The organism is Bradyrhizobium sp. LB11.1, assembly GCF_040549385.1.
Classification (GTDB): domain Bacteria; phylum Pseudomonadota; class Alphaproteobacteria; order Rhizobiales; family Xanthobacteraceae; genus Bradyrhizobium.
Window position 1 is genome coordinate 120,150 of record NZ_JBEPTH010000010.1, and the last position, 20,725, is coordinate 140,874.

32 protein-coding genes are annotated in these 20,725 nt (G+C 62.5%); all 32 read right to left on the minus strand.

What is annotated here, in order from left to right:
- Window positions 1–90: 90 nt before the first annotated feature.
- Window positions 91–927 (minus strand): c-type cytochrome, encoded by an 837-nt coding sequence (locus ABIA96_RS24915; protein ID WP_354139693.1) that lies wholly within the window; start codon window positions 925–927, stop codon window positions 91–93.
- Window positions 928–1,046: 119 nt separating this feature from the next.
- Window positions 1,047–1,463 carry a 50S ribosomal protein L17 gene (gene rplQ / locus ABIA96_RS24920; protein ID WP_354139694.1) on the minus strand — a complete coding sequence of 139 codons (417 nt, stop codon included), beginning with the start codon at window positions 1,461–1,463 and terminating at the stop codon, window positions 1,047–1,049.
- 121 nt (window positions 1,464–1,584) lie between these two features.
- Window positions 1,585–2,616, minus strand: a complete 1,032-nt coding sequence (locus tag ABIA96_RS24925; RefSeq protein WP_148770534.1) for a DNA-directed RNA polymerase subunit alpha — start codon at window positions 2,614–2,616, stop codon at window positions 1,585–1,587.
- Between the two features lie 109 nt (window positions 2,617–2,725).
- Window positions 2,726–3,115, minus strand: a complete 390-nt coding sequence (rpsK, locus tag ABIA96_RS24930) for a 30S ribosomal protein S11 (RefSeq protein ID WP_007603045.1) — start codon at window positions 3,113–3,115, stop codon at window positions 2,726–2,728.
- Between the two features lie 130 nt (window positions 3,116–3,245).
- Complete coding sequence (gene rpsM / locus ABIA96_RS24935) at window positions 3,246–3,614, minus strand: 30S ribosomal protein S13 (RefSeq protein ID WP_354139695.1); 369 nt, start codon at window positions 3,612–3,614, stop codon at window positions 3,246–3,248.
- Between the two features lie 188 nt (window positions 3,615–3,802).
- Window positions 3,803–4,696 (minus strand): adenylate kinase, encoded by an 894-nt coding sequence (locus tag ABIA96_RS24940; protein WP_354139696.1) that lies wholly within the window; start codon window positions 4,694–4,696, stop codon window positions 3,803–3,805.
- 279 nt (window positions 4,697–4,975) lie between these two features.
- The gene (gene secY / locus ABIA96_RS24945; RefSeq protein ID WP_354139697.1) at window positions 4,976–6,307 is read right to left on the minus strand and encodes a preprotein translocase subunit SecY; all 1,332 of its coding nucleotides are present in this window, start codon (window positions 6,305–6,307) and stop codon (window positions 4,976–4,978) included.
- Window positions 6,308–6,457: 150 nt separating this feature from the next.
- Window positions 6,458–6,943 carry a 50S ribosomal protein L15 gene (gene rplO, locus ABIA96_RS24950; protein ID WP_354139698.1) on the minus strand — a complete coding sequence of 162 codons (486 nt, stop codon included), beginning with the start codon at window positions 6,941–6,943 and terminating at the stop codon, window positions 6,458–6,460.
- Between the two features lie 75 nt (window positions 6,944–7,018).
- Window positions 7,019–7,213, minus strand: a complete 195-nt coding sequence (gene rpmD / locus ABIA96_RS24955) for a 50S ribosomal protein L30 (RefSeq protein ID WP_063682061.1) — start codon at window positions 7,211–7,213, stop codon at window positions 7,019–7,021.
- A 25-nt stretch (window positions 7,214–7,238) separates the two neighbouring features.
- Window positions 7,239–7,829, minus strand: coding sequence for a 30S ribosomal protein S5 (rpsE, locus tag ABIA96_RS24960; protein WP_148750340.1), 591 nt, complete (start codon window positions 7,827–7,829; stop codon window positions 7,239–7,241).
- Window positions 7,830–7,876: 47 nt separating this feature from the next.
- On the minus strand, window positions 7,877–8,239 hold the full coding sequence (gene rplR, locus ABIA96_RS24965) for a 50S ribosomal protein L18 (RefSeq protein WP_027535305.1): 363 nt from the start codon (window positions 8,237–8,239) through the stop codon (window positions 7,877–7,879).
- Window positions 8,240–8,250: 11 nt separating this feature from the next.
- Window positions 8,251–8,784, minus strand: a complete 534-nt coding sequence (gene rplF, locus ABIA96_RS24970; protein WP_092034902.1) for a 50S ribosomal protein L6 — start codon at window positions 8,782–8,784, stop codon at window positions 8,251–8,253.
- Between the two features lie 16 nt (window positions 8,785–8,800).
- A complete protein-coding gene (gene rpsH / locus ABIA96_RS24975; RefSeq protein ID WP_354139699.1) occupies window positions 8,801–9,199 on the minus strand; it encodes a 30S ribosomal protein S8 in 399 nt (132 codons plus the stop codon).
- Between the two features lie 14 nt (window positions 9,200–9,213).
- The gene (rpsN, locus tag ABIA96_RS24980; RefSeq protein WP_129268071.1) at window positions 9,214–9,519 is read right to left on the minus strand and encodes a 30S ribosomal protein S14; all 306 of its coding nucleotides are present in this window, start codon (window positions 9,517–9,519) and stop codon (window positions 9,214–9,216) included.
- A 46-nt stretch (window positions 9,520–9,565) separates the two neighbouring features.
- Entirely contained in the window at window positions 9,566–10,123 is a 558-nt protein-coding gene (gene rplE, locus ABIA96_RS24985; protein ID WP_354139700.1) for a 50S ribosomal protein L5, read from the minus strand.
- Window positions 10,116–10,430 carry a 50S ribosomal protein L24 gene (gene rplX, locus ABIA96_RS24990; RefSeq protein WP_354139701.1) on the minus strand — a complete coding sequence of 105 codons (315 nt, stop codon included), beginning with the start codon at window positions 10,428–10,430 and terminating at the stop codon, window positions 10,116–10,118. The genes rplE and rplX overlap by 8 nt, the downstream gene beginning before the upstream one ends.
- Window positions 10,430–10,798 (minus strand): 50S ribosomal protein L14, encoded by a 369-nt coding sequence (rplN, locus tag ABIA96_RS24995; protein WP_063682754.1) that lies wholly within the window; start codon window positions 10,796–10,798, stop codon window positions 10,430–10,432. The genes rplX and rplN overlap by 1 nt, the downstream gene beginning before the upstream one ends.
- Window positions 10,799–10,881: 83 nt before the next feature.
- Window positions 10,882–11,130, minus strand: a complete 249-nt coding sequence (rpsQ, locus tag ABIA96_RS25000; RefSeq protein ID WP_027535298.1) for a 30S ribosomal protein S17 — start codon at window positions 11,128–11,130, stop codon at window positions 10,882–10,884.
- A gap of 13 nt (window positions 11,131–11,143) precedes the next feature.
- Window positions 11,144–11,350, minus strand: coding sequence for a 50S ribosomal protein L29 (gene rpmC, locus ABIA96_RS25005; RefSeq protein WP_354139702.1), 207 nt, complete (start codon window positions 11,348–11,350; stop codon window positions 11,144–11,146).
- Window positions 11,351–11,355: 5 nt separating this feature from the next.
- Window positions 11,356–11,769: a 50S ribosomal protein L16 gene (gene rplP / locus ABIA96_RS25010; protein ID WP_148750337.1), complete on the minus strand. Its 414-nt coding sequence runs from the start codon at window positions 11,767–11,769 to the stop codon at window positions 11,356–11,358.
- Between the two features lie 32 nt (window positions 11,770–11,801).
- Window positions 11,802–12,527, minus strand: coding sequence for a 30S ribosomal protein S3 (gene rpsC / locus ABIA96_RS25015; RefSeq protein WP_354139703.1), 726 nt, complete (start codon window positions 12,525–12,527; stop codon window positions 11,802–11,804).
- A 17-nt stretch (window positions 12,528–12,544) separates the two neighbouring features.
- The gene (gene rplV, locus ABIA96_RS25020) at window positions 12,545–12,931 is read right to left on the minus strand and encodes a 50S ribosomal protein L22 (RefSeq protein WP_354139704.1); all 387 of its coding nucleotides are present in this window, start codon (window positions 12,929–12,931) and stop codon (window positions 12,545–12,547) included.
- Window positions 12,932–12,934: 3 nt separating this feature from the next.
- Window positions 12,935–13,213, minus strand: a complete 279-nt coding sequence (rpsS, locus tag ABIA96_RS25025) for a 30S ribosomal protein S19 (protein WP_074116739.1) — start codon at window positions 13,211–13,213, stop codon at window positions 12,935–12,937.
- Between the two features lie 12 nt (window positions 13,214–13,225).
- Window positions 13,226–14,059 (minus strand): 50S ribosomal protein L2, encoded by an 834-nt coding sequence (gene rplB, locus ABIA96_RS25030; protein ID WP_354139705.1) that lies wholly within the window; start codon window positions 14,057–14,059, stop codon window positions 13,226–13,228.
- Between the two features lie 12 nt (window positions 14,060–14,071).
- Window positions 14,072–14,374: a 50S ribosomal protein L23 gene (locus ABIA96_RS25035; RefSeq protein WP_354139706.1), complete on the minus strand. Its 303-nt coding sequence runs from the start codon at window positions 14,372–14,374 to the stop codon at window positions 14,072–14,074.
- The gene (gene rplD, locus ABIA96_RS25040; protein WP_354139707.1) at window positions 14,371–14,991 is read right to left on the minus strand and encodes a 50S ribosomal protein L4; all 621 of its coding nucleotides are present in this window, start codon (window positions 14,989–14,991) and stop codon (window positions 14,371–14,373) included. The genes ABIA96_RS25035 and rplD overlap by 4 nt, the downstream gene beginning before the upstream one ends.
- Before the next feature lies 1 nt (window position 14,992).
- Entirely contained in the window at window positions 14,993–15,709 is a 717-nt protein-coding gene (rplC, locus tag ABIA96_RS25045) for a 50S ribosomal protein L3 (RefSeq protein WP_354139708.1), read from the minus strand.
- A 53-nt stretch (window positions 15,710–15,762) separates the two neighbouring features.
- On the minus strand, window positions 15,763–16,071 hold the full coding sequence (gene rpsJ, locus ABIA96_RS25050; protein WP_002712302.1) for a 30S ribosomal protein S10: 309 nt from the start codon (window positions 16,069–16,071) through the stop codon (window positions 15,763–15,765).
- 85 nt (window positions 16,072–16,156) lie between these two features.
- A complete protein-coding gene (gene tuf, locus ABIA96_RS25055) occupies window positions 16,157–17,347 on the minus strand; it encodes an elongation factor Tu (protein ID WP_354139709.1) in 1,191 nt (396 codons plus the stop codon).
- A gap of 40 nt (window positions 17,348–17,387) precedes the next feature.
- Window positions 17,388–19,460: an elongation factor G gene (gene fusA, locus ABIA96_RS25060; RefSeq protein WP_354139710.1), complete on the minus strand. Its 2,073-nt coding sequence runs from the start codon at window positions 19,458–19,460 to the stop codon at window positions 17,388–17,390.
- A gap of 30 nt (window positions 19,461–19,490) precedes the next feature.
- The gene (gene rpsG, locus ABIA96_RS25065) at window positions 19,491–19,961 is read right to left on the minus strand and encodes a 30S ribosomal protein S7 (protein ID WP_354139711.1); all 471 of its coding nucleotides are present in this window, start codon (window positions 19,959–19,961) and stop codon (window positions 19,491–19,493) included.
- 15 nt (window positions 19,962–19,976) lie between these two features.
- Window positions 19,977–20,348, minus strand: coding sequence for a 30S ribosomal protein S12 (rpsL, locus tag ABIA96_RS25070; protein WP_007603006.1), 372 nt, complete (start codon window positions 20,346–20,348; stop codon window positions 19,977–19,979).
- Window positions 20,349–20,725 lie beyond the last annotated feature (377 nt).

Consider the following 20,725-nt stretch of genomic DNA (forward strand, 5'->3'; position numbering starts at 1 on the left):
GCAGGCAAAGCGTAGCGTGCCCACGATGTCAGCGCGGGTTGCGGATGGAATGGTGGGCACTGCGCGCGAAGAGCGCGCCTTTGCCCACCCCTACGATTTCGGCGGCAGCGCTCTAACAAACGCAACGATGGCATCGAGATCCTGCGGCGTCATGGTGGCGTAACCAGCATAAGCCATCGGCGGCTTGAGCTTGCGACCGTCGCGCGCGATGCCTTGCGTAATCGCACGCTTGATTTCGTCGTCGCTCCACTGCCCGAGGCCCGCCACGGGATCCGCGGTGATGTTGGCGGAGACGGATTCACCCCACGGTCCCCTGAACGTCCGGCCGCCCTTGCCGCTGGCGCCAGCGAAATCGTGCACCACCGACGGACCTTCCGGCGTGTGGCATTCCAGGCAATGGGCGATGGTCAGGAGATAGCGGCCGCGGGCGAGCTTGTCGGACAGCTCCGCCTCGGTTGCCTGCTGGCCGGCATAGGTCGGCATCTCCGGCTTCAGCGCGACCTTGTATTCCGGCGCCGGCGTCTCGTGATGCACGGACGGCACGGAGCGCAGATAAGTCGTGAGCGCATCGAGATCGCGGGCAGACAGCACGGTGTAGAAAACGGTCGGCATGATCGGCGCAACGGCCGACCCGTTGGGCCTGATGCCGCTGACGAGGAAATGCTTCAGCTCGGCATCGCTCCAGTTGCCGATGCCGGTCTCCTTGTCCGGCGTAATGTTGGATGCGGTGACCTCGAAAGCGGGCTCATCAAAGGTCTGCCCGCCCGAGAGCGCACGCGTCATATCCAGGCCCTGTGGCCCGCGCGGCGTATGGCAATTGTTGCAGACCATCACGCTGTTGACGAGATAAGCGCCACGCTCGACCAGCGTCTCGGCGGCAGCCGGCGACAACAACAGCGCCAGCACGATCCCAAACACAATCCTCATGGAAGCCCCCCGGCCAGAATCGCGTTTCACCACAACGATGCGCGGCATGAGATATTGCCGCCGCATACAAAAAAGCGGCGCCCGGGGGCGCCGCTTTCTCGAATTCGCTACCGGCCGGCTTACGCCGCCTCGGCTTCCTTCGCCTGCACCGGACCGGAGTCCTGGCCCTTGGCATCGACATCGCGGTCGACGAACTCGATCACGGCCATCGGCGCGTTGTCGCCGTAGCGGAAGCCGGCCTTGATGATGCGGGTGTAGCCGCCCTGGCGATCCTTGTAGCGGGGCGCCAGCGTGTCGAACAGCTTCTTGACCTGGTCCTTGTCGCGCATCTCGGAGATCGCCTGGCGGCGCAAGGCCAGCCCGCCCTTCTTGCCGAGGGTGATGAGCTTCTCGACGATCGGACGAAGCTCCTTGGCCTTGGGCAGCGTGGTGACGATCTGCTCGTGCTTGATCAGCGCCGCGCACATGTTGGCGAACATCGCGCGGCGATGCTCGGCCGTGCGGTTGAGCTTCCGATGAACCTTGCCGTGACGCATGTGTGTAGTCCTTACTTCAAAACTGCCGCGACGGTTCGTCGGACATGTTGCTCAGGTGGGCTGCCTGCGTTCGCCCAAAAAAATCGTGGCCGGATGACTCCGGCCACGACGGTAGAAATTCTCAGTAGTGATCCTCGAAGCGCTTGGCGAGCTCGTCGATGTTCTCCGGCGGCCAGCCCGGCACTTCCATGCCGAGATGCAGACCCATCTGGGCGAGCACTTCCTTGATCTCGTTCAGCGACTTGCGGCCGAAGTTCGGAGTGCGGAGCATTTCGGCTTCCGACTTCTGCACGAGGTCGCCGATGTAGACGATGTTGTCGTTCTTCAAGCAGTTGGCCGAACGCACCGACAGCTCGAGCTCATCCACCTTCTTGAGGAAGGCCGGGTTGAAGGCGAGGTCCGGGATGATTTCCTGGGCGACTTCCTTGCGCGGCTCTTCGAAGTTGACGAACACGTTGAGCTGATCCTGCAGGATGCGGGCGGCGTAAGCCACCGAATCATCCGGCGTCAACGCGCCGTTGGTCTCGATCGTCATGGTCAGCTTGTCGTAGTCGAGGATCTGGCCCTCGCGGGTGTTCTCGACCTTGTAGGAGACCTTGCGGACCGGCGAGTACAGGCTGTCGACCGGGATCAGGCCGATCGGCGCGTCCTCGGGACGGTTGCGCTCGGCGGGCACGTAGCCCTTGCCGGTCGCGACCGTGAACTCCATGCGGATCTCGGCGCCCTCGTCGAGCGTGCAGATCTGGAGGTCCGGGTTGAGCACCACGACGTCGCCGACGGTCTGGATGTCGCCGGCGGTGACGGCACCCGGGCCCTGCTTCTTCACAACCATGCGCTTGGGGCCTTCGCCCTGCATCTTGATCGCGATGTCCTTGATGTTCAGCACGATGTCGGTGACGTCCTCACGGACGCCAGCGATCGAAGAGAATTCGTGCAGCACGCCGTCGATGTGGACCGACTGCACCGCCGCGCCCTGGAGCGAGGAGAGCAGGATGCGGCGCAGCGCGTTGCCGAGCGTCTGGCCGAAGCCGCGCTCGAGCGGCTCGGCGACGATGGTCGCAAAACGGGTCGAATCGCTGCCGGGCTGCACCTGGAGCTTGTTCGGCCGAATCAGTTCTTGCCAATTTTTCTGGATCGTCACTGTTTCACCCATACAGGCCAGTCGATTTGAAAATTCAAATACTGGCGTTGGAGAAAGGCCGCAGATCAAACCCGCGGCTTCTAAAAAGCATCGCGGGCGACGATGCGCCCGCGACTTCGTATCAGACGCGCCGACGCTTGCGCGGACGGCAGCCGTTGTGCGGGATCGTGGTCACGTCGCGGATCGAGGTGACGGTGAAGCCTGCGGCCTGGAGCGCGCGAAGCGCCGACTCACGGCCCGAACCGGGACCGGCGACTTCGACTTCCAGCGTGCGCATGCCGTGTTCCTGCGCCTTCTTGGACACGTCTTCGGCTGCGACCTGCGCGGCATAAGGGGTCGACTTGCGCGAGCCCTTGAAGCCCATCGTGCCGGCGGAGGACCAGGCAATCGTGTTGCCCTGCGCGTCGGTGATGGTGATGGTCGTGTTGTTGAACGACGAGTTCACGTGCGCGACGCCGGAGGCGATGTTCTTGCGCTCACGACGACGAACGCGGGTGGCTTCCTTGCCCATAGACTACCTTTCCTGAAGATCTCAAACGCCGCCGTAATGCCAGCGGCTACACCTGTGGATGCGAATGGTGAGTAGCGAATAGCGAATGGAATGATTCCCATTCGCTATTCGTCATTCCTATTCGCCAAAATTACTTCTTCTTGCCGGCGATGGCCTTGGCCGGACCCTTGCGCGTACGCGCATTGGTGTGGGTACGCTGACCGCGCACCGGCAGACCGCGACGATGACGCAGGCCGCGATAGCAGCCGAGGTCCATCAGACGCTTGATGTTGATGCCGACTTCACGACGGAGGTCACCCTCGACGAGATAATCGCGGTCGATCACTTCGCGGATCTGAAGCACTTCAGCGTCGCTGAGCTGATTGACGCGACGATCCTCGGAGATCTTCACCTTCTCGATGATCTCACCGGCAATCTTCTCGCCGATGCCATGGATGTACTGGAGCGCGATCAGCACGCGCTTGTTGGTCGGAATGTTCACGCCGGCGATACGGGCCACGGCTATCTCTCCTGTTGCCGATCCCTCGTCAGGGGCCGGTCTTTAAGTGCTTATGTTTCTCGGGCAGGTGTTCACAAACGCGAACACGACGCCCACCCCTGGTCTTCCTGGGGCCCGGCATCGTTTGAAACTATCCGACTTGGATGCGGGGCTTATTAAGGGATTCAGGGGGCTTTCGTCAACCGCCGCTAGCGTTTGGCTCGCTTTTTCGTGACCTTTTTTGGACTCTTCTTCGAACCTTTCTTGACGGCCTTTTTGGCGGGCTTTTTGACCGCTTTCTTGGCTGTCTTCTTGGCGGCCTTTTTGGCCTTTTTGGCCTTTTTGGCCTTTTTGGTGGATTTAGCCGATTTGGCAGCCTTTTTAGCCGTTTTCGTCGGCTTTTTGGCCGCTTTCTTGGCTTTCTTGGCTGCCTTAGCCTTCTTGGTCCCGGTTTTGGCGGACGTCGCCTTGGCCGCGCTGCGGGCAAGGGTCTTACCATGCGTCTTGGGCTCGACCGCGCCAAGCGCCAGGAGCTGGCGGTGGATGGCGCGGGTGACCTCGTCGATGGCCATCATGCCGTCGATGGTGGAGAGCTTCCGGCGCTCGGAATAGTAGTGAATCAGCGGTTCCGTCTGGCTGCGGTAGCTGGCTAACCGCTTGGTCAGGACCTCCGGGGTGTCGTCGACCCGAACCTCCTCGCCGCGCTCCAGCATCTGGGCAACGCGGGTCTCGACGCGGTTGAGCAACGCGCTCTCATTGACGCGGAGCTCGATCACGGCGTCGAGCCTGAGGTGCTTGTGCCGGAGCAGATCATCCAGTGCCTCAGCCTGCGGCACGGTGCGCGGGAAGCCGTCGAGGATGAAACCGTTCTTCGCGTCCGGCTGGTCGATGCGATCGGAGATGATCCCCACCACGACCTCGTCGGGCACGAGCCCCCCGCTGGCCATGATCTCCTTGGCCTTCAGCCCGACCGGCGTTCCCGCAGCGACGGCTGCACGCAACATTTCGCCAGTGGAGAGCTGGACGATGCCGTAGCGCTGCACCAGCAGCTGCGCCTGGGTCCCCTTGCCCGATCCTGGTGGTCCCAGCAGGATAATTCTCATCGGCGTACGCCCCCCCGGATTGGTGAGCGATATTTCGCGCACCCGTGTTTGAAAGTTCAGTAGCAGTGCAAATCATAATCAGCGCCGCACCGCCACCCATATCATAGGGGAGCAAATGCCCGGACGCCAAGAAGGGCTTTGAAATCAGTGATTGTGCTGCAGTGAGAGCAGCTCCGCCGATGCGACTGAATGACCAGCTGATCGCCTGGGCGGCCGCCGCGCGTTGTTCGCGCAGCGAATCGGCGGCGCTAGCGCGCCGCCTCGAGAGGACGCCGCGTCTTAGCGGCGGCGGCCCCGGAGCTTCGACTTGCGGATCAGCCCTTCATACTGATGGGCGAGCAGATAGCCCTGCACCTGCGCCACCGTGTCCATGGTGACACTAACCACGATCAGCAGCGAGGTGCCGCCGAAGTAGAACGGCACCGAGGCGTAGGAGATCAGGATTTCCGGGATCAAACAGACGATCGCCAGATAGATCGCGCCGAGCACAGTGATGCGCGACAGCACGTAGTCGATATATTCCGCGGTGCGCTCGCCCGGACGGATGCCCGGGATGAAGCCGCCGTGCTTTTTCAGATTGTCCGCGGTCTCGGTCGGGTTGAACACGATCGCGGTGTAGAAGAAGGCGAAGAACACGATCAGCGCGAGATAGAGGATCAGAAACAGCGGACGGCCGTGACCGAGCTGGGTCGTGATCCACTGGAACCATTCCGGTCCCCTGCCCGCGTTGAAGTTCGCAACCGTCGTCGGCAGCAAGAGCAGCGAAGACGCGAAGATCGGCGGGATCACGCCCGAGGTGTTGAGCTTGAGCGGCAGATGTGAGGACTGGCCCTCGAACATCTTGTTGCCAACCTGGCGCTTGGGATACTGGATCAGGAGCCGACGCTGGGCGCGCTCCATGAACACGATGAAGGCGATCACGGCGACCGCCATCACGATCACGACCAGGATCAGGCCGGTCGACATCGCGCCCTGACGACCGAGCTCGAGCATGTTTGCGAGCGCCGACGGCAGCTCGGCGACGATGCCGGAAAGGATGATCAGCGAGATGCCGTTGCCGATGCCGCGCGAGGTGATCTGCTCGCCCAGCCACATCAGGAACATGGTGCCGCCGGTCAGCGTGATCGCGGTAGAGAGACGGAAGAACATCCCGGGGTCGCTGACGACGTTGCCGGCGCCTTCGAGGCCAACCGCGATACCATAGGACTGGAACGCGGCCAGGATCACGGTGAGATAGCGCGTGTACTGGTTCAGCAACTTGCGGCCGGACTCGCCTTCCTTCTTCAGCGCCTCAAGCTGCGGCGAGACCGTGGTCAGGAGCTGGATGATGATCGAGGCCGAGATGTACGGCATGATGTTCAGCGCGAAGATCGCCATGCGGTGGATGCCGCCGCCGGCGAACATGTTGAACATGCCGAGGATGCCGCCCGCCTGCGACTTGAACACCTGCTCCCAGATATTGGGATCGATGCCAGGCAGCGGGATGTAGGTTCCGAGCCGATAAACGAGCAGCGCACCCAGGGTGAACCAGATACGCTTCTTCAGTTCGTCAGCCTTGGCAAACGCGCCGAAATTGAGGTTGGCTGCCAGTTGTTCCGCTGCAGAGGCCATATTGGACTTTCTCCCGCCGCCTTTTGCGCCGTCATACCCGCGGCCGGGCTATTTTGGGCGGACGCCGGACATTATCTGGTGCTCGGCTTCGATAAGTCCATCGTCCCGCACGCGTAAAGGCCCGCGAGGCGCGGGCCAATGACGCAGTTGTTACGCCGCTTCGCCTTCTTCCTTGGCGGGCGCCAGGATCTTCACCGAGCCGCCGGCCTTCTCGACCGCCGCAATGGCGGTCTTGGTGGCGCCGTGGACTTCGATGTTCAGCTTGGCCTTGAGCTCGCCGCGGCCGAGCAGCCGCAGGCCCGCCTTGGCGCGGCGCAGCACGCCGGCCTTCACCAGGACCTCGACATTGACGACGCTGCCGGTGTCGATCTTCTTGGCATCGACCGCGTCCTGGAGCCGATCGAGATTGATCTCGGTGAACTCAACGCGGAAGATGTTGGTGAAGCCGCGCTTCGGCAGACGGCGATGCAACGGCATCTGGCCGCCTTCGAAGCCCTTGATGCGCACACCCGAACGCGCGGTCTGGCCCTTGCCACCGCGGCCAGCCTGCTTGCCCTTGCCCGAACCGATGCCACGGCCGACACGCATACGCTTCTTGCGCGAGCCGGCGTTGTCGGCGATATCGCTGAGCTTCATCGCCCTGCTCCTTGTTTCCTGCGCATGATCTCGGCCGAAAACCGGTACCCGGTTTGCGGGATCACGCGCCGTTTATTACTTCTCGTCGACGATGCGGACGAGATGGTGAACTTTCTCGATCATGCCGCGGACGGCCGGGGTGTCCGGCAGTTCGCTGACGCGGCCGATCTTGTTGAGCTTGAGCCCGATCAGCGTCGAACGCTGCGAGTGATGGCGGCGGATCGCGCTGCCGGTCTGCTCAAGCTTGATCGTCTTTGCGGCCTTGGCCATCGTGGTCTACTCCGAAAAGCGTTCGTTAGTCCGCAGCCGCCTCGGCATCGCCGCCGACGCGACGACCCTGAAGGGTGGACACCTTGATGTTGCGGCGCGCCGCGACCGAACGCGGGCTGTCCTGATGCTTCAGCGCATCGAAGGTCGCGCGAACCATGTTGTAGGGGTTCGACGAGCCGATCGACTTCGCCACCACGTCCTGGACGCCGAGCGTCTCGAACACGGCGCGCATCGGGCCACCGGCGATGATGCCGGTACCGGCCGGAGCCGCACGCAGGTAGACACGGCCCGCGCCATGACGGCCGGCGATGTCGTGATGCAACGTGCGGCCCTCGCGCAGCGACACGCGGGTCAGGTTGCGCTTGGCGGACTCAGTGGCCTTGCGGATCGCCTCAGGCACTTCGCGCGCCTTGCCGTGACCGAAGCCGGCGCGGCCCTTCTGATCACCAATCACGACCAGCGCTGCGAAACCGAAGCGCTTGCCGCCCTTGACGACCTTTGCCACGCGATTGATGTGGACGAGCTTGTCGACGAACTCGCTGTCGCGCTCCTCGCGCTGCTGACGGTCACGTCCGCCGCGCTGATCGCGTCCACCACGTTGTTCGCGTTCTGCCATGGTTTTTCCAATCCTTCAGAGGCTTACGCCTCAATCCTCAAATTCTGTTAGAAGCTCAGCCCGCTCTCACGCGCTGCGTCGGCGAGAGCCTTGACGCGCCCGTGGTAGAGATAGCTGCCGCGATCGAACACGACTTCCTTGACGCCCTTCTCGGCGGCGCGCTCTGCCAGCAGCTTGCCGACCGCCTTCGCCGCATCGATATCGGCGCCGGTCTTGCCGCCGTCGCGCATCGACTTCTCGAGCGACGAGGCAGAGGCAAGCGTCTCGCCCTTCAGGTCGTCGATGACCTGGGCGTAGATGTGCTTCGACGAGCGGAACACCGACAGACGCGGGCGACCAGCACCGGAGCGGCGCAGCTTCAGCCGCACACTCCGCTTGCGCCGGGCATTTGTAACCTTGGCTTTGGACATGACCGGCTCCGTTACTTCTTCTTGCCTTCCTTGCGGAAGATAAATTCGCCAACATACTTCACGCCCTTGCCCTTGTAGGGCTCCGGCGGACGATAGGAGCGAATCTCGGCGGCCACCTGGCCGACACGCTGGATATCGCTGCCCGTCACCGTGATCTCGGTCGGCTTCGGCACGGTGATCGTGATCCCTTCCGGGATCGCATAGACCACGTCGTGGCTGTAGCCGAGCGCGAGCTGCAAATTCTTGCCTTGCAGCGCAGCGCGATAACCGACGCCGGTGATTTCGAGCTTCTTCTCGAAGCCCTTGGTAACGCCTTCGACCAGATTCGCGACCTGGGCACGAGCGGTACCGTAAAGCGCCCGCGCGCGGTTGGTCTCAACCCGAGGGTTCACCTTGACCTGGCCGCTCTCGAGCTTCACCTCGACGTCGCTATGGACGACGAATTGAAGCTGGCCTTTCGGCCCCTTCATTTTGACGGTCTGCCCGTCAACGGTCGCGGTAACTCCCGACGGCACCGCTACCGGCCTTTTGCCAACACGTGACATGGATCAAAAATCCTTCTCAGAACACCGTGAAGAGGACTTCACCGCCCACGTTCGCTTCGCGCGCACTGTGGTCGGCCATGATCCCCTTCGGCGTCGACAACACCGAAATACCGAGTCCGTTATTGACCCGCGGCAGAGCCTTCACCGAGGCGTAGACACGACGCCCGGGCTTGGAGACTCGTTCGATCTCGCGGATGACGGGCTCGCCGTCGAAATACTTCAGCTCGATCTCGATCTCGCTGCGGCCCGAGGCGTGCTCGACCGTGGCGAAGCCGCGGATGTAGCCCTCGCTCTTCAGCACTTCGAGCACGTTCTCGCGCATCTTCGAACCGGGCGTGGAGACCTTGTTCTTTGAGCGCATCTGCGCGTTGCGAATACGGGTGATCAGATCGCTGATTGGATCGTGCGTAGACATCTAAACGACCCTCCTTACCAGCTGGACTTCACGAGGCCCGGGACCATGCCCTTGGAGCCAAGGTCCCGCATCGCGATACGGGACAGTTTGGTCAAGCGATAGTTCGAGCGCGAACGGCCCGACAGCTCGCAACGCAGACGGATGCGGGTCGTGGACGAATTGCGCGGCATTTCCGCAAGCTTCAGGGTCGCGGCAAACCGCTCCTCCATCGGCAGCGTCTTGTCGGCGATGATCGCCTTTAACCGCGCGCGCTTGGGAGCGGCGTTCTTCGCCATCCGCTTGCGCCGGTTGTTCTTCTCGACTGAACTCTTCTTTGCCATGCTTGGCTCCTGGGTATCCGCGTTTGAGAGGCTTTAGGTCAGCGTCTCACTGCCGGAACGGGAAATTGAAAGCGGTCAACAAGGCCCTCGCCTCGTCGTCGGACTTGGCCGTGGTGCAGACCGTGATGTCCATACCGCGGGCTTCGGTGACCTTGTCGAAGTCGATCTCCGGGAAAATGATGTGTTCCTTGAGGCCGAGCGAGTAGTTGCCGCGGCCGTCGAAGCTCTTCGGGTTCAGGCCGCGGAAGTCGCGGACGCGCGGCAGCGCGACCGTCACCAGGCGATCGATGAACTCGTACATGCGGGCCTTGCGCAACGTGACCTTGCAGCCGATCGGCTGGTTCTCACGAAGCTTGAAGGTCGCGATCGCGATACGGGAATAGGTCACGATCGCCTTCTGGCCGGCGATCAGCGTCAACTCGGCGGCTGCGTTCTCGGCCTTCTTGCGGTCGTTGACGCTGTCGCCCACGCCCATGTTCAGCACGACCTTGTCCAGACGCGGAACCTGCATGACGTTCTCATAACCGAACTTCTCGGTCATTTCCGTCCGGATCTTCGCGTCGTATTCCGCGCGCAGGCGCGGCGTGTAAGCGGCCTCAGCCATCGATCTCAGCTCCCGAGCTCTTGGCGACGCGAACCTTCTTGCCGTCCGCCAGAATCTTGAATCCGACGCGGGTCGGCTTTCCGTCCTTGCCGACATACGCGATGTTGGACAGTTGGATCGGCGCCTCTTTCGAGATGATGCCGCCCTCCTGGGCCTGCGTCTGCTTCTGGTGACGCTTGACCATATTGATGCCGCGCACCAGCGCCGTGCCGGCGTCGGGGCGAACCTCGAACACTTCGCCGCTGCGGCCCTTGTCGCGACCGGTCAGCACAACGACCTTGTCGCCCTTGCGGATCTTGGCAGCCATTACAGCACCTCCGGCGCAAGCGAGATGATCTTCATGTGATTCTTGGCACGCAGCTCGCGCGGCACGGGCCCGAAGATACGGGTACCGACCGGCTCCGACTGGTTGTTGATCAGCACGGCGGCGTTGCGGTCGAAGCGGATGACCGAACCGTCGGCGCGGCGGATGTCCTTGCGGACACGCACCACGACGGCCTTCATCACGTCGCCCTTCTTCACCTTGCCACGCGGAATGGCTTCCTTGATCGAGACGACAATGACGTCGCCGATCGTGGCGTAGCGGCGCTTGGAGCCCCCGAGCACCTTGATACACATGACACGGCGTGCGCCAGAATTATCGGCCACGTCGAGGTTGGTCTGCATCTGAATCATTGATGCACCTCGTCCTCTTCTCTTTGCGCCAGCCTAGCCGGCGCTCAACATTTCCCTGAAGTCAGTCGGCCAAGGCCAGCTGATCAGGCGCTTTTCTTGTGCTCGCCCCGGATCACGATCCAGGACTTCAACTTCGAAATCGGCTTCGATTCTTCGATCCACACCATGTCGCCCGGCTTGAACTCGTTGTTCTCGTCGTGCGCGTGATAGTTCTTCGAACGGCGGATCGTCTTCTTGTAGATCGGGTGCGTGAAGCGGCGATCGACGCGCACCACGACGGTCTTGGCAGTCTTGTCGCTGACGACCACGCCTTGCAAAGTACGTTTCGGCATATCCGTTAGCCCCTTACTTCTTCTTCGCGCGCGCTTGCGCGGCGACGGTCTTGATCCGGGCGATGTCACGACGGGCCTCGCGCAGGCGCGAGGTGTTCTCGAGCTGCCCGGTGGCACGCTGGAAGCGCAGGTTGAAGCGCTCCTTCTTCAGATTCAGGACGGCGTCATCCTGCTGGTCGGGGCTCATCGCGCGGACGTCTTCGATCTTCATCTGGGCCATGGCCATTACTCCGCAATGCGCTCGACGAAGCGCGTCTTGATCGGCAGCTTGGCTGCCGCCAGCGTCAGCGCCTCACGCGCCGTCTGGGTGTTGACGCCGTCGATCTCGAACAGCACCCGGCCCGGCTTGACGCGGGCGACCCACAATTCCGGCGCGCCCTTGCCGGAGCCCATGCGGACTTCGGCAGGCTTCTTTGACACCGGAACGTCGGGGAACACGCGGATCCAGACGCGGCCGGCGCGCTTCATGTGGCGGGTCAGCGCGCGGCGGGCGGCTTCGATCTGGCGCGCGGTAACGCGCTCAGGCTCGGTCGCCTTCAGACCAAACTGGCCGAACGCCAACGTCGCGCCCGAAGTCGCAACGCCGTGAATGCGGCCCTTATGCGCCTTCCGGAACTTCGTTTTCTTAGGTTGCATCATGGCTTCAAGCCCTCAAATTCTCTGTGCTGGCGTCAGGCAGCAGCGTGGTCACGGCGCGGACGGCCGCCGCGATCACCACCGCCGCCGGTCTCGCCTTCGGCCATTCTCTTGTCCTGGGCCATCGGATCGTGCTCGAGGATCTCGCCCTTGAAGATCCAAACCTTGACGCCGCAGGTGCCGAAGGTCGTGAACGCGGTCGCAACGCCGTAGTCGATGTCGGCGCGCAGCGTGTGCAGCGGCACGCGGCCTTCGCGGTACCACTCCATGCGTGCGATTTCCGCACCGCCCAGACGACCCGAGCAGTTGATGCGGATGCCTTCCGCGCCGAGACGCATCGCCGACTGCACGGCGCGCTTCATGGCGCGGCGGAACGCCACGCGACGCTCGAGCTGCTGTGCGATCGACTCGGCCACCAGCGTCGCATCGAGCTCCGGCTTGCGGATTTCGACGATGTTGATGACGACGTCGGACGAGGTGATGTCCGCGACCTTCTTGCGAAGCTTGTCGATGTCGGCGCCCTTCTTGCCGATCACCACGCCCGGACGAGCCGAGTGGATGGTGACGCGGCACTTCTTGTGCGGACGCTCGATCACGATACGGGCGACGGCCGCCTGCTTGAGCTCCTTGTGCAGGATCTCACGGATCTTGACGTCCTCGTGCAACAGCTTGCCGTATTCCTGCTTGCCGGCGAACCAGCGGGAATCCCAGGTCCGGTTGATGCCAAGACGCAGACCGATCGGATTGATCTTCTGACCCATCGTGTTCTCCTGCGCCCTTAAGCCGCTGCTTCGGCTTCGACCTGACGAACGATGATCGTCAGCTGCGAAAATGGTTTGTAGACACGGCCCGAGCGGCCACGGCCGCGGGGGGCAAAGCGCTTCATCACGAGGCCGTTGCCGACAAAGGCCTGCGTCACGACGAGATCGTCGACGTCGAGGTCGTGGTTGTTCTCGGCATTGGCGATAGCCGATTCCAGGCACTTCTTCACGTCAACCGCGATCCGCTTGCGCGAGAACTGCAGGTCGGCGAGCGCAGCGGAAGCCTTCCGGCCGCGAATGAGCTGGGCGACCAGGTTGAGCTTCTGCGGGCTCACCCGCAGCATCCGGGCGACCGCCTTGGCCTCGGTGTCGGCGAGGCTCCGTTCGCGCTTAGGTTTGCTCATCGTTTAAGCCCTCTTGGCTTTCTTGTCGCCGGAGTGACCATGGAAGGTCCGGGTCGGCGAGAACTCGCCGAACTTGTGACCGACCATCTCCTCGTTGACGGCCACCGGCACGTGCTTCTGACCATTGTAGACGCCGAAGGTCAGGCCCACGAACTGCGGCAGGATCGTCGAGCGACGGCTCCAGATCTTGATGACGTCGTGACGGCCGGACGCGCGCGCGGCATCTGCCTTCTTGAGCAGAGAACCCTCGACGAACGGGCCTTTCCAGACTGAACGAACCATGTCCGTCGTTCCTTACTTCTTCCGCTTGTGGCGGCTTAGGAGAATGAATTTGTTGGTCGACTTGTTGGAGCGGGTCTTCTTGCCCTTGGTCGGCTTGCCCCACGGAGTGACCGGGTGGCGACCGCCCGAGGTACGACCTTCACCACCGCCGTGCGGATGGTCGATCGGGTTCATCGTGACACCGCGGTTGTGCGGCTTGCGGCCCAGCCAACGGTTCCGGCCGGCCTTGCCGATCGAAGTGTTCATGTGATCCGGGTTCGACACAGCACCGATCGTGCCACGGCAACGGCCGTGCACGAGACGCTGCTCGCCCGAGTTCAGGCGGATGATCACGTAGTCCTGATCGCGGCCGACGAGCTGGGCGTAGGTGCCGGCGGAACGAGCGAGCTGGCCGCCCTTCCCGATCTTGACCTCGATGTTGTGGATGATCGTGCCGACCGGCATGTTGCCGAGCGGCATGACATTGCCCGGCTTCACGTCGACGTAGTTGCCGGCCACCACGGAATCGCCGACCGCCAGGCGCTGCGGCGCCAGGATATAGGCCTGGGTGCCGTCTTCGTACTTGACCAGCGCGATGAACGCGGTGCGGTTCGGATCGTATTCCAGCCGCTCGACGGTCGCGGGCGCATCGACCTTGTCGCGCTTGAAGTCGACGATGCGCAGGGTCCGCTTGTGACCGCCGCCACGGAAGCGCACAGTGATGCGACCGGTGTTGTTGCGACCGCCCGAGGAGTGCTTGCCTTCGGTGAGCGCCTTGACCGGCTTGCCCTTGTAGAGGGCTGAACGATCGACCATGACCAGCTGGCGCTGGCCCGGTGTCGTGGGATTGAATTTCTTCAGTGCCATCGTCGTGCGACCTTACAGACCGGTGGTCACGTCGATCCGATGACCCTCTTCGAGGGTCACGATCGCGCGCTTGGTGTTCGACTGCGAGCCGAGATTGCCGCGGAAGATCTTGGTCTTGCCCTTGCGGACCAGCGTGTTGACGCTCTTGACCTTGACGTCAAACAGCTTCTCGATCGCTTCCTTGATCTGCGGCTTGGTCGCCTTGGCGGCCACCTTGAACATGACCTTGTTGTGCTCGGACGCCAGCGTCGCCTTTTCGGTGACGACCGGGGCGACGATCACGTCGTAATGGCGAGCCTCGATATTCTTCGTCATTTGAAGCGCGCCTCCAGCGCATCGATGGCGGCCTTGGTCAGAACAAGCTTCCGACGGCGCAGGATGTCATAGACGTTGATGCCCTGGATCGGCAGCACGTCCATGTTCGGGATGTTGCGGGCCGCGGCAGCAAAGCCGTTGTTGAGCTCCGCGCCATCGATGATCAGCGCATTGGTGAGCCCGAGGCCCGAGAAGTGGCCGAGCAGCGCCTTCGTCTTCGCGGCCTCAAGTGCTGCCTTGTCGATCACCAGCAGATCGCCGTCCTTGGCCTTGGCCGACAGCGCATGCTTGAGCGCCATCGCACGGACCTTCTTCGGCAGGTCGGTAGCGTGCGAACGCACCACCGGACCGAAGGCACGACCGCCGCCGCGGAACTGCGGCACGCGGGCCGAGCCGTGACGAGCACCGCCGGTGCCCTTCTGCTTGTACATCTTCTTGCCGGTGCGCCAGATCTCCGCGCGGCCCTTGGCCTTATGCGTACCAGCCTGGCGCTTGTTAAGCTGCCACTGGATGCAACGCGCAATGATGTCCTGGCGCGGCTCAAGGCCGAAAATGGCGTCGGAAAGCTGGACCGAGCCGGCTTCCTTGCCCTCGAGGGTGGTGACCTTCAATTCCATCTCACGCACCCTCTTGCTGGGCCGCAGCCTCGGCTTCGCCGCCCGCAACCTTGAACTTGCCGGGCTTCGGAGCGTCCTTCGGCAGCGGCTTCTTGACGGCGTCGCGCACGCGAATCCAGCCGCCCTTGGAGCCGGGAACGGCGCCTTCGACGAGGATCAGACCACGCTCGACATCGAGCTGAACGACCCGGAGGTTAAGCGTCGTGATGCGATCGACACCCATGTGGCCGGGCATCTTCTTGTTCTTCCAGGTCTTGCCGGGGTCCTGACGACCACCGGTCGAACCGATCGAACGATGCGAAACCGACACGCCGTGAGTGGCGCGCAGACCGCCGAAGTTCCAGCGCTTCATACCGCCGGCAAAGCCCTTACCGACCGAGGTGCCGGTAACGTCGACGAACTGGCCGACGACGAAGTGGTCGGCGAGAATCTCGGCACCGACGGGGATCATGGCATCCGCGGAGACGCGGAATTCCTCGACCTGCCGCTTCGGCTCGACCTTGGCAACCGCGAACTGGCCGCGCTCTGCCTTGGGCAGATACACGGTCTTGCGGGTGCCGGAGCCGAGCTGCAGCGCGACATAGCCGTTCTTCTCTTCAGTGCGGTGGGCTACGACCTGGCAATTGCCGAGCTTCAGCACGGTCACGGGGATATGTTCGCCGGCCTCTGTAAAGACCCGCGTCATCCCGACCTTTTGTGCGATCACTCCGGAGCGCATCGGCGTGCTTCCTGTTCTTTCTGTCCGCTAGTGGCGAACGTGATCCAAAAATCTTAGAGCTTGATCTCGACGTCGACACCGGCGGCCAGGTCGAGCTTCATCAAAGCATCGACGGTCTGCGGGGTCGGATCGACGATGTCGAGCAGGCGCTTGTGAGTGCGCATCTCGAACTGCTCGCGGCTCTTCTTGTCGACGTGGGGCGAACGGTTGACGGTGAACTTCTCGATGCGGGTAGGCAGCGGAATGGGTCCGCGGACCTGCGCACCGGTGCGCTTCGCCGTGTTCACGATCTCGCGGGTCGACGTATCGAGGATACGATGGTCGAACGCCTTGAGACGGATACGAATGTTTTGGCCGTTCATTGCCGTGGTCTCTCTTTAGTGGGGGGTGGCGAATAGCGAATAGCGAATGTCACCGTTCGCTACTCGCCAATCCCTGTTCGCGTAATTACTCGATGATCGAAGCGACGACGCCGGCGCCGACGGTGCGACCACCTTCGCGGATCGCGAAGCGGAGCTTCTCTTCCATCGCGATCGGCACGATCAGGTGCACTTCCATCGCGATGTTGTCGCCCGGCATCACCATCTCGGTGCCTTCCGGCAGGTGCACGACACCGGTCACGTCGGTGGTGCGGAAGTAGAACTGCGGACGGTAGTTGGTGAAGAACGGGGTGTGGCGACCGCCCTCTTCCTTGGTGAGGATGTACGCCTCAGCCTTGAACTTGGTGTGCGGCTTGACCGAACCCGGCTTGCACAGCACCTGGCCGCGCTCGACGTCTTCGCGCTTGGTGCCGCGAAGCAGCGCACCGATGTTGTCGCCGGCCTGGCCCTGATCGAGCAGCTTGCGGAACATTTCGACGCCGGTGACGGTGGTCTTCTGGGTCGCACGGAGACCGACAATCTCGATTTCCTCGCCGACCTTGACGATGCCGCGCTCGACACGGCCGGTCACGACGGTGCCGCGGCCAGAGATCGAGAACACGTCTTCAACCGGCATCAGGAACGGCAGATCGACCGGACGCTCCGGCTGCGGAATGTATTCGTCGACGTTCTTCATCAGCTCGAGGATGGCGTCGTGGCCGAGCTTCTTGTCGGAATCTTCAAGAGCGGCGAGCGCCGAACCCTTGACGATCGGGATCTTGTCGCCCGGGAAGTCATACTTCGAGAGCAGTTCGCGGACTTCGAGCTCGACGAGCTCGAGCAGTTCCGGATCGTCGACCATGTCGCACTTGTTGAGGAACACGACCAGCGCGGGCACGCCGACCTGGCGGGCGAGCAGGATGTGCTCGCGGGTCTGCGGCATCGGGCCGTCAGCGGCCGACACGACCAGGATCGCACCGTCCATCTGGGCGGCGCCGGTGATCATGTTCTTCACGTAGTCAGCGTGGCCGGGGCAATCGACGTGGGCGTAGTGGCGGTTCTTGGTCTCATACTCGACGTGTGCGGTCGAGATGGTGATGCCGCGCGCCTTCTCTTCCGGCGCCTTGTCGATCTGATCGTACGCGGTGAACGTCGCACCGCCGGCTTCGGCGAGAACCTTGGTGATCGCCGCGGTCAGCGACGTCTTGCCGTGGTCGACGTGACCGATGGTGCCGATGTTGCAGTGCGGCTTGTTACGTTCAAACTTAGCTTTGGCCATTTGACTCTCCGTTCAATCGTCAGTTCGTGACCGACGACAATCAGGCAAACTTCTTCTGGACTTCTGCCGACACGTTGGCCGGCGCTTCTGCGTAGTGGTCGAACTGCATGGTGAAGGTTGCGCGACCCTGGCTCATCGAGCGCAGGTTATTCACGTAACCGAACATGTTCATGAGCGGCACCATCGCGTTGATGACGTTGGCATTGCCGCGCATGTCTTGACCCTGGATCTGACCGCGCCGGGAATTCAGGTCGCCGATGACCGAGCCGGTGTAGTCTTCCGGGGTCACAACTTCGACCTTCATGATCGGCTCGAGCAGGACGGACTTGCCCTTCTGCAGTGCTTCGCGGAATGCAGCACGCGAAGCGATTTCGAAGGCGAGCGCCGACGAGTCGACGTCGTGATACTTGCCGTCGACCAGCGAAACCTTGACGTCGACCACGGGGAAGCCCGCGACGACGCCGGCGCCCATGACGCTGTTGAGGCCCTTTTCGACGCCGGGGATGTATTCCTTCGGCACCGCACCGCCGACGATCTTCGACTCGAACTCGTAGCCCTTGCCGGGTTCGTTCGGCTCGACGACGATCGACACTTCGGCGAACTGACCGGTACCACCGGTCTGCTTCTTGTGGGTGTACTTGACCTCGGCCTTCTTGGTGACGCGCTCACGGAACGCAACCTGCGGCGCGCCGATGTTGGCGTCGACCTTGTAGGTACGGCGGAGGATGTCGACCTTGATGTCGAGATGAAGTTCGCCCATGCCCTTGAGGATGGTCTGGCCGGACTCCTGATCGGTCGACACGCGGAAGGACGGATCCTCCGCAGCGAGCTTGGCCAGCGCCACGCCCAGCTTTTCCTGGTCAGCCTTGGACTTCGGCTCGATCGCGATCTCGATGACCGGCTCGGGGAATTCCATCTTTTCGAGGATCACCGCCTTGTCAGGATCGCACAGCGTGTCACCGGTGCGCGCTTCCTTCAGGCCTGCCAGCGCGACGATGTCGCCGGCATAGGCTTCCTTGATGTCTTCGCGGTTGTTCGCATGCATCAGCAACATGCGGCCGATGCGCTCCTTGCGGTCGCGCGTCGAATTGATGACGCCGGTACCCGACAGCAGCGTGCCGGAATAGATACGGCAGAAGGTGATGGTGCCGACGAACGGGTCGTCCATGATCTTGAACGCCAACAGAGCCAGCGGCTCCTTGTCGTCCGGCAGACGAACGATCTCGTTGCCGTCTTCATCGACTCCCTTGATGGCCGGCACGTCGACCGGCGACGGCAGATAATCCACGACCGCGTCGAGCAAAGGCTGCACGCCCTTGTTCTTGAACGCCGAGCCGCACAATACCGGGAAGAACGCGCCAGTCAGCACGGCCTTGCGGATCAAGCGCTTCAACGTCGCCTCATCAGGCTCCTTGCCGTCGAGGTAAGCGGCAAGAACTTCGTCGTCGAGTTCGACGGCGGCTTCCAACAGCTTCTCGCGATATTCCTTGGCCTTCTCGACCATGTCCTCGGGAATATCGATGTCTACGAACTTGGCGTCGAGCTTCTCTTCTTCCCAAACCACGCCCTTCATACGGACGAGATCGACCAGACCCTTGAAGTTGTTCTCGGAGCCGATCGGAAGCTGGATCGCGATCGGCTTCGCGCCGAGGCGATCGATAATATCCTGCATGCACTTGTAGAAGTCGGCGCCGGTCTTATCCATCTTGTTGGCGAAGACGATGCGCGGAACCTTGTACTTGTCGCCCTGGCGCCAGACGGTCTCGGTCTGGGGCTCGACGCCCTGGTTGGAGTCGAGCACGCACACGGCGCCGTCGAGCACGCGCAAGCTGCGCTCGACTTCGATGGTGAAGTCGACGTGGCCGGGGGTGTCGATGATGTTGAGACGCTTGCCTTCCCAGAAGGCGGTGGTCGCGGCCGACGTAATCGTAATGCCGCGCTCCTGCTCCTGCTCCATCCAGTCCATCGTCGCGGCACCTTCGTGCACTTCGCCGATCTTGTGGCTCTTGCCGGTGTAATAGAGGATGCGCTCGGTGGTCGTGGTCTTGCCGGCATCAATATGCGCCATGATACCGAAGTTGCGGTAATTCTCTATGGCATGAACGCGGGGCATGGAGTGTTCCTTAGATTCCGTGTTTCGCCGTTACCAGCGATAGTGCGAGAAGGCGCGGTTGGCTTCCGCCATCCGGTGCACGTCTTCGCGCTTCTTGACGGCGTTCCCGCGGTTGTTCGACGCGTCCAGGAGTTCAGCCGAGAGCCGCTCGGTCATCGTCTTCTCGTTGCGATCGCGCGCAGCCGAGATCAGCCAGCGAATGCCCAGCGCCTGACGGCGCACCGTGCGAACCTCGACCGGAACCTGGTAGGTCGCACCACCAACGCGGCGGGAGCGCACTTCGATCGTCGGCATGACGTTCTCGAGTGCCTGCTCGAACACGCCGAGCGGGCTCTGCTTGGTCTTGCTTTCGATGAGACCAAACGCACCATAGACGATGCCTTCGGCGACCGACTTCTTGCCGGCGTACATCACCGAGTTCATGAACTTCGTGACGATGATGTTCCCGAACTTCGGATCGGGAAGAACTTCGCGCTTTTCCGCTGAGTGGCGACGAGACATTGAGCTGGTTCCCGCTTACTTCGGACGCTTCGCGCCGTACTTCGAACGACGCTGCTTACGGTTCTTGACGCCCTGGGTATCCAGAACGCCGCGGAGGATGTGGTAGCGCACGCCGGGCAAGTCCTTGACGCGACCGCCGCGGATCATGACCACCGAGTGCTCCTGGAGGTTATGGCCTTCACCGGGGATGTAGCCGATCACCTCGAAGCCGTTGGTCAGGCGCACCTTGGCGACCTTACGAAGCGCGGAGTTCGGCTTCTTCGGGGTCGTGGTGTAGACGCGGGTGCAAACGCCACGCTTCTGTGGCGACTGCTGCAGCGCCGGCACCTTCTTGCGCGACTTCTGCACTTCACGCGGTTGAGCGATCAGCTGGTTGATCGTCGGCATCCTGGCCTTACCCTTTGTTCTGTCGCGAGCCCTTTCGGGTCCGCTGTCTTGCCGCAGCCCGTTGCCGGAGCCGCAAATTCTTGTCGCGCTAGCCAACCGACGGGCCCGCCTCGCGCGGAACATCCGCACAAAGCGAAATCGCGCCAACCACTCATCACTGAGCGGAAAGCGCTTCGACGCCACAGAGGACCGCAGTATTGGGGCCGATCAGCGTAAAGCCGCGGCCCGCGCACTGAGGTCATGCATCCGAATTCGATCTCAAGAGAACGTGCTCGAGAGACCTAAAATCGCACTGGCATTGCCTAGCTACTATCGACAGCGTTTGAGCGGCATTCGTCGAGGTTGGTGCCCGTTTTTACGACCCCTGGGGATCAAAC

Excerpts from the sequence above, each read along its gene's own strand:
- rpsC (WP_354139703.1), bottom strand. The coding sequence starts at position 12,527 with ATGGGTCAGAAGATCAATCCGATCGGTCTGCGTCTTGGCATCAACCGG.
- rplX (WP_354139701.1), bottom strand. The coding sequence starts at position 10,430 with ATGGCTGCCAAGATCCGCAAGGGCGACAAGGTCGTTGTGCTGACCGGT.
- rpsQ (WP_027535298.1), bottom strand. The coding sequence starts at position 11,130 with ATGCCGAAACGTACTTTGCAAGGCGTGGTCGTCAGCGACAAGACTGCC.
- rpmC (WP_354139702.1), bottom strand. The coding sequence starts at position 11,350 with ATGGCCCAGATGAAGATCGAAGACGTCCGCGCGATGAGCCCCGACCAG.
- rpsS (WP_074116739.1), bottom strand. The coding sequence starts at position 13,213 with ATGGTTCGTTCAGTCTGGAAAGGCCCGTTCGTCGAGGGTTCTCTGCTC.
- rplB (WP_354139705.1), bottom strand. The coding sequence starts at position 14,059 with ATGGCACTGAAGAAATTCAATCCCACGACACCGGGCCAGCGCCAGCTG.
- rplP (WP_148750337.1), bottom strand. The coding sequence starts at position 11,769 with ATGATGCAACCTAAGAAAACGAAGTTCCGGAAGGCGCATAAGGGCCGC.
- rplR (WP_027535305.1), bottom strand. The coding sequence starts at position 8,239 with ATGTCCAAAGCCAAGGTTACAAATGCCCGGCGCAAGCGGAGTGTGCGG.
- rplN (WP_063682754.1), bottom strand. The coding sequence starts at position 10,798 with ATGATTCAGATGCAGACCAACCTCGACGTGGCCGATAATTCTGGCGCA.
- rpsG (WP_354139711.1), bottom strand. The coding sequence starts at position 19,961 with ATGTCTCGTCGCCACTCAGCGGAAAAGCGCGAAGTTCTTCCCGATCCG.
- rpsK (WP_007603045.1), bottom strand. The coding sequence starts at position 3,115 with ATGGGCAAGGAAGCCACCCGCGTTCGTCGTCGTGAGCGCAAGAACATC.
- rpsL (WP_007603006.1), bottom strand. The coding sequence starts at position 20,348 with ATGCCGACGATCAACCAGCTGATCGCTCAACCGCGTGAAGTGCAGAAG.
- fusA (WP_354139710.1), bottom strand. The coding sequence starts at position 19,460 with ATGCCCCGCGTTCATGCCATAGAGAATTACCGCAACTTCGGTATCATG.
- rpsN (WP_129268071.1), bottom strand. The coding sequence starts at position 9,519 with ATGGCAAAGAAGAGTTCAGTCGAGAAGAACAACCGGCGCAAGCGGATG.
- rplC (WP_354139708.1), bottom strand. The coding sequence starts at position 15,709 with ATGCGCTCCGGAGTGATCGCACAAAAGGTCGGGATGACGCGGGTCTTT.
- tuf (WP_354139709.1), bottom strand. The coding sequence starts at position 17,347 with ATGGCCAAAGCTAAGTTTGAACGTAACAAGCCGCACTGCAACATCGGC.
- rplF (WP_092034902.1), bottom strand. The coding sequence starts at position 8,784 with ATGTCACGTGTTGGCAAAAGGCCGGTAGCGGTGCCGTCGGGAGTTACC.
- secY (WP_354139697.1), bottom strand. The coding sequence starts at position 6,307 with ATGGCCTCTGCAGCGGAACAACTGGCAGCCAACCTCAATTTCGGCGCG.
- ABIA96_RS24915 (WP_354139693.1), bottom strand. The coding sequence starts at position 927 with ATGAGGATTGTGTTTGGGATCGTGCTGGCGCTGTTGTTGTCGCCGGCT.
- rpsE (WP_148750340.1), bottom strand. The coding sequence starts at position 7,829 with ATGGCAGAACGCGAACAACGTGGTGGACGCGATCAGCGCGGCGGACGT.
- ABIA96_RS24925 (WP_148770534.1), bottom strand. The coding sequence starts at position 2,616 with ATGGGTGAAACAGTGACGATCCAGAAAAATTGGCAAGAACTGATTCGG.
- rplD (WP_354139707.1), bottom strand. The coding sequence starts at position 14,991 with ATGGAATTGAAGGTCACCACCCTCGAGGGCAAGGAAGCCGGCTCGGTC.
- ABIA96_RS25035 (WP_354139706.1), bottom strand. The coding sequence starts at position 14,374 with ATGACGAAGAATATCGAGGCTCGCCATTACGACGTGATCGTCGCCCCG.
- rplE (WP_354139700.1), bottom strand. The coding sequence starts at position 10,123 with ATGGCTGAGGCCGCTTACACGCCGCGCCTGCGCGCGGAATACGACGCG.
- rplO (WP_354139698.1), bottom strand. The coding sequence starts at position 6,943 with ATGAAGCTCAGCGATATCGCCGACAACGCCGGCTCGCGCAAGAAGCGT.
- rpmD (WP_063682061.1), bottom strand. The coding sequence starts at position 7,213 with ATGGCCAAGGCCGCAAAGACGATCAAGCTTGAGCAGACCGGCAGCGCG.
- ABIA96_RS24940 (WP_354139696.1), bottom strand. The coding sequence starts at position 4,696 with ATGAGAATTATCCTGCTGGGACCACCAGGATCGGGCAAGGGGACCCAG.
- rplQ (WP_354139694.1), bottom strand. The coding sequence starts at position 1,463 with ATGCGTCACGGCAAGGTTCATCGGAAGCTCAACCGCACGGCCGAGCAT.
- rpsJ (WP_002712302.1), bottom strand. The coding sequence starts at position 16,071 with ATGAACGGCCAAAACATTCGTATCCGTCTCAAGGCGTTCGACCATCGT.
- rpsH (WP_354139699.1), bottom strand. The coding sequence starts at position 9,199 with ATGTCTACGCACGATCCAATCAGCGATCTGATCACCCGTATTCGCAAC.
- rplV (WP_354139704.1), bottom strand. The coding sequence starts at position 12,931 with ATGAGCAAACCTAAGCGCGAACGGAGCCTCGCCGACACCGAGGCCAAG.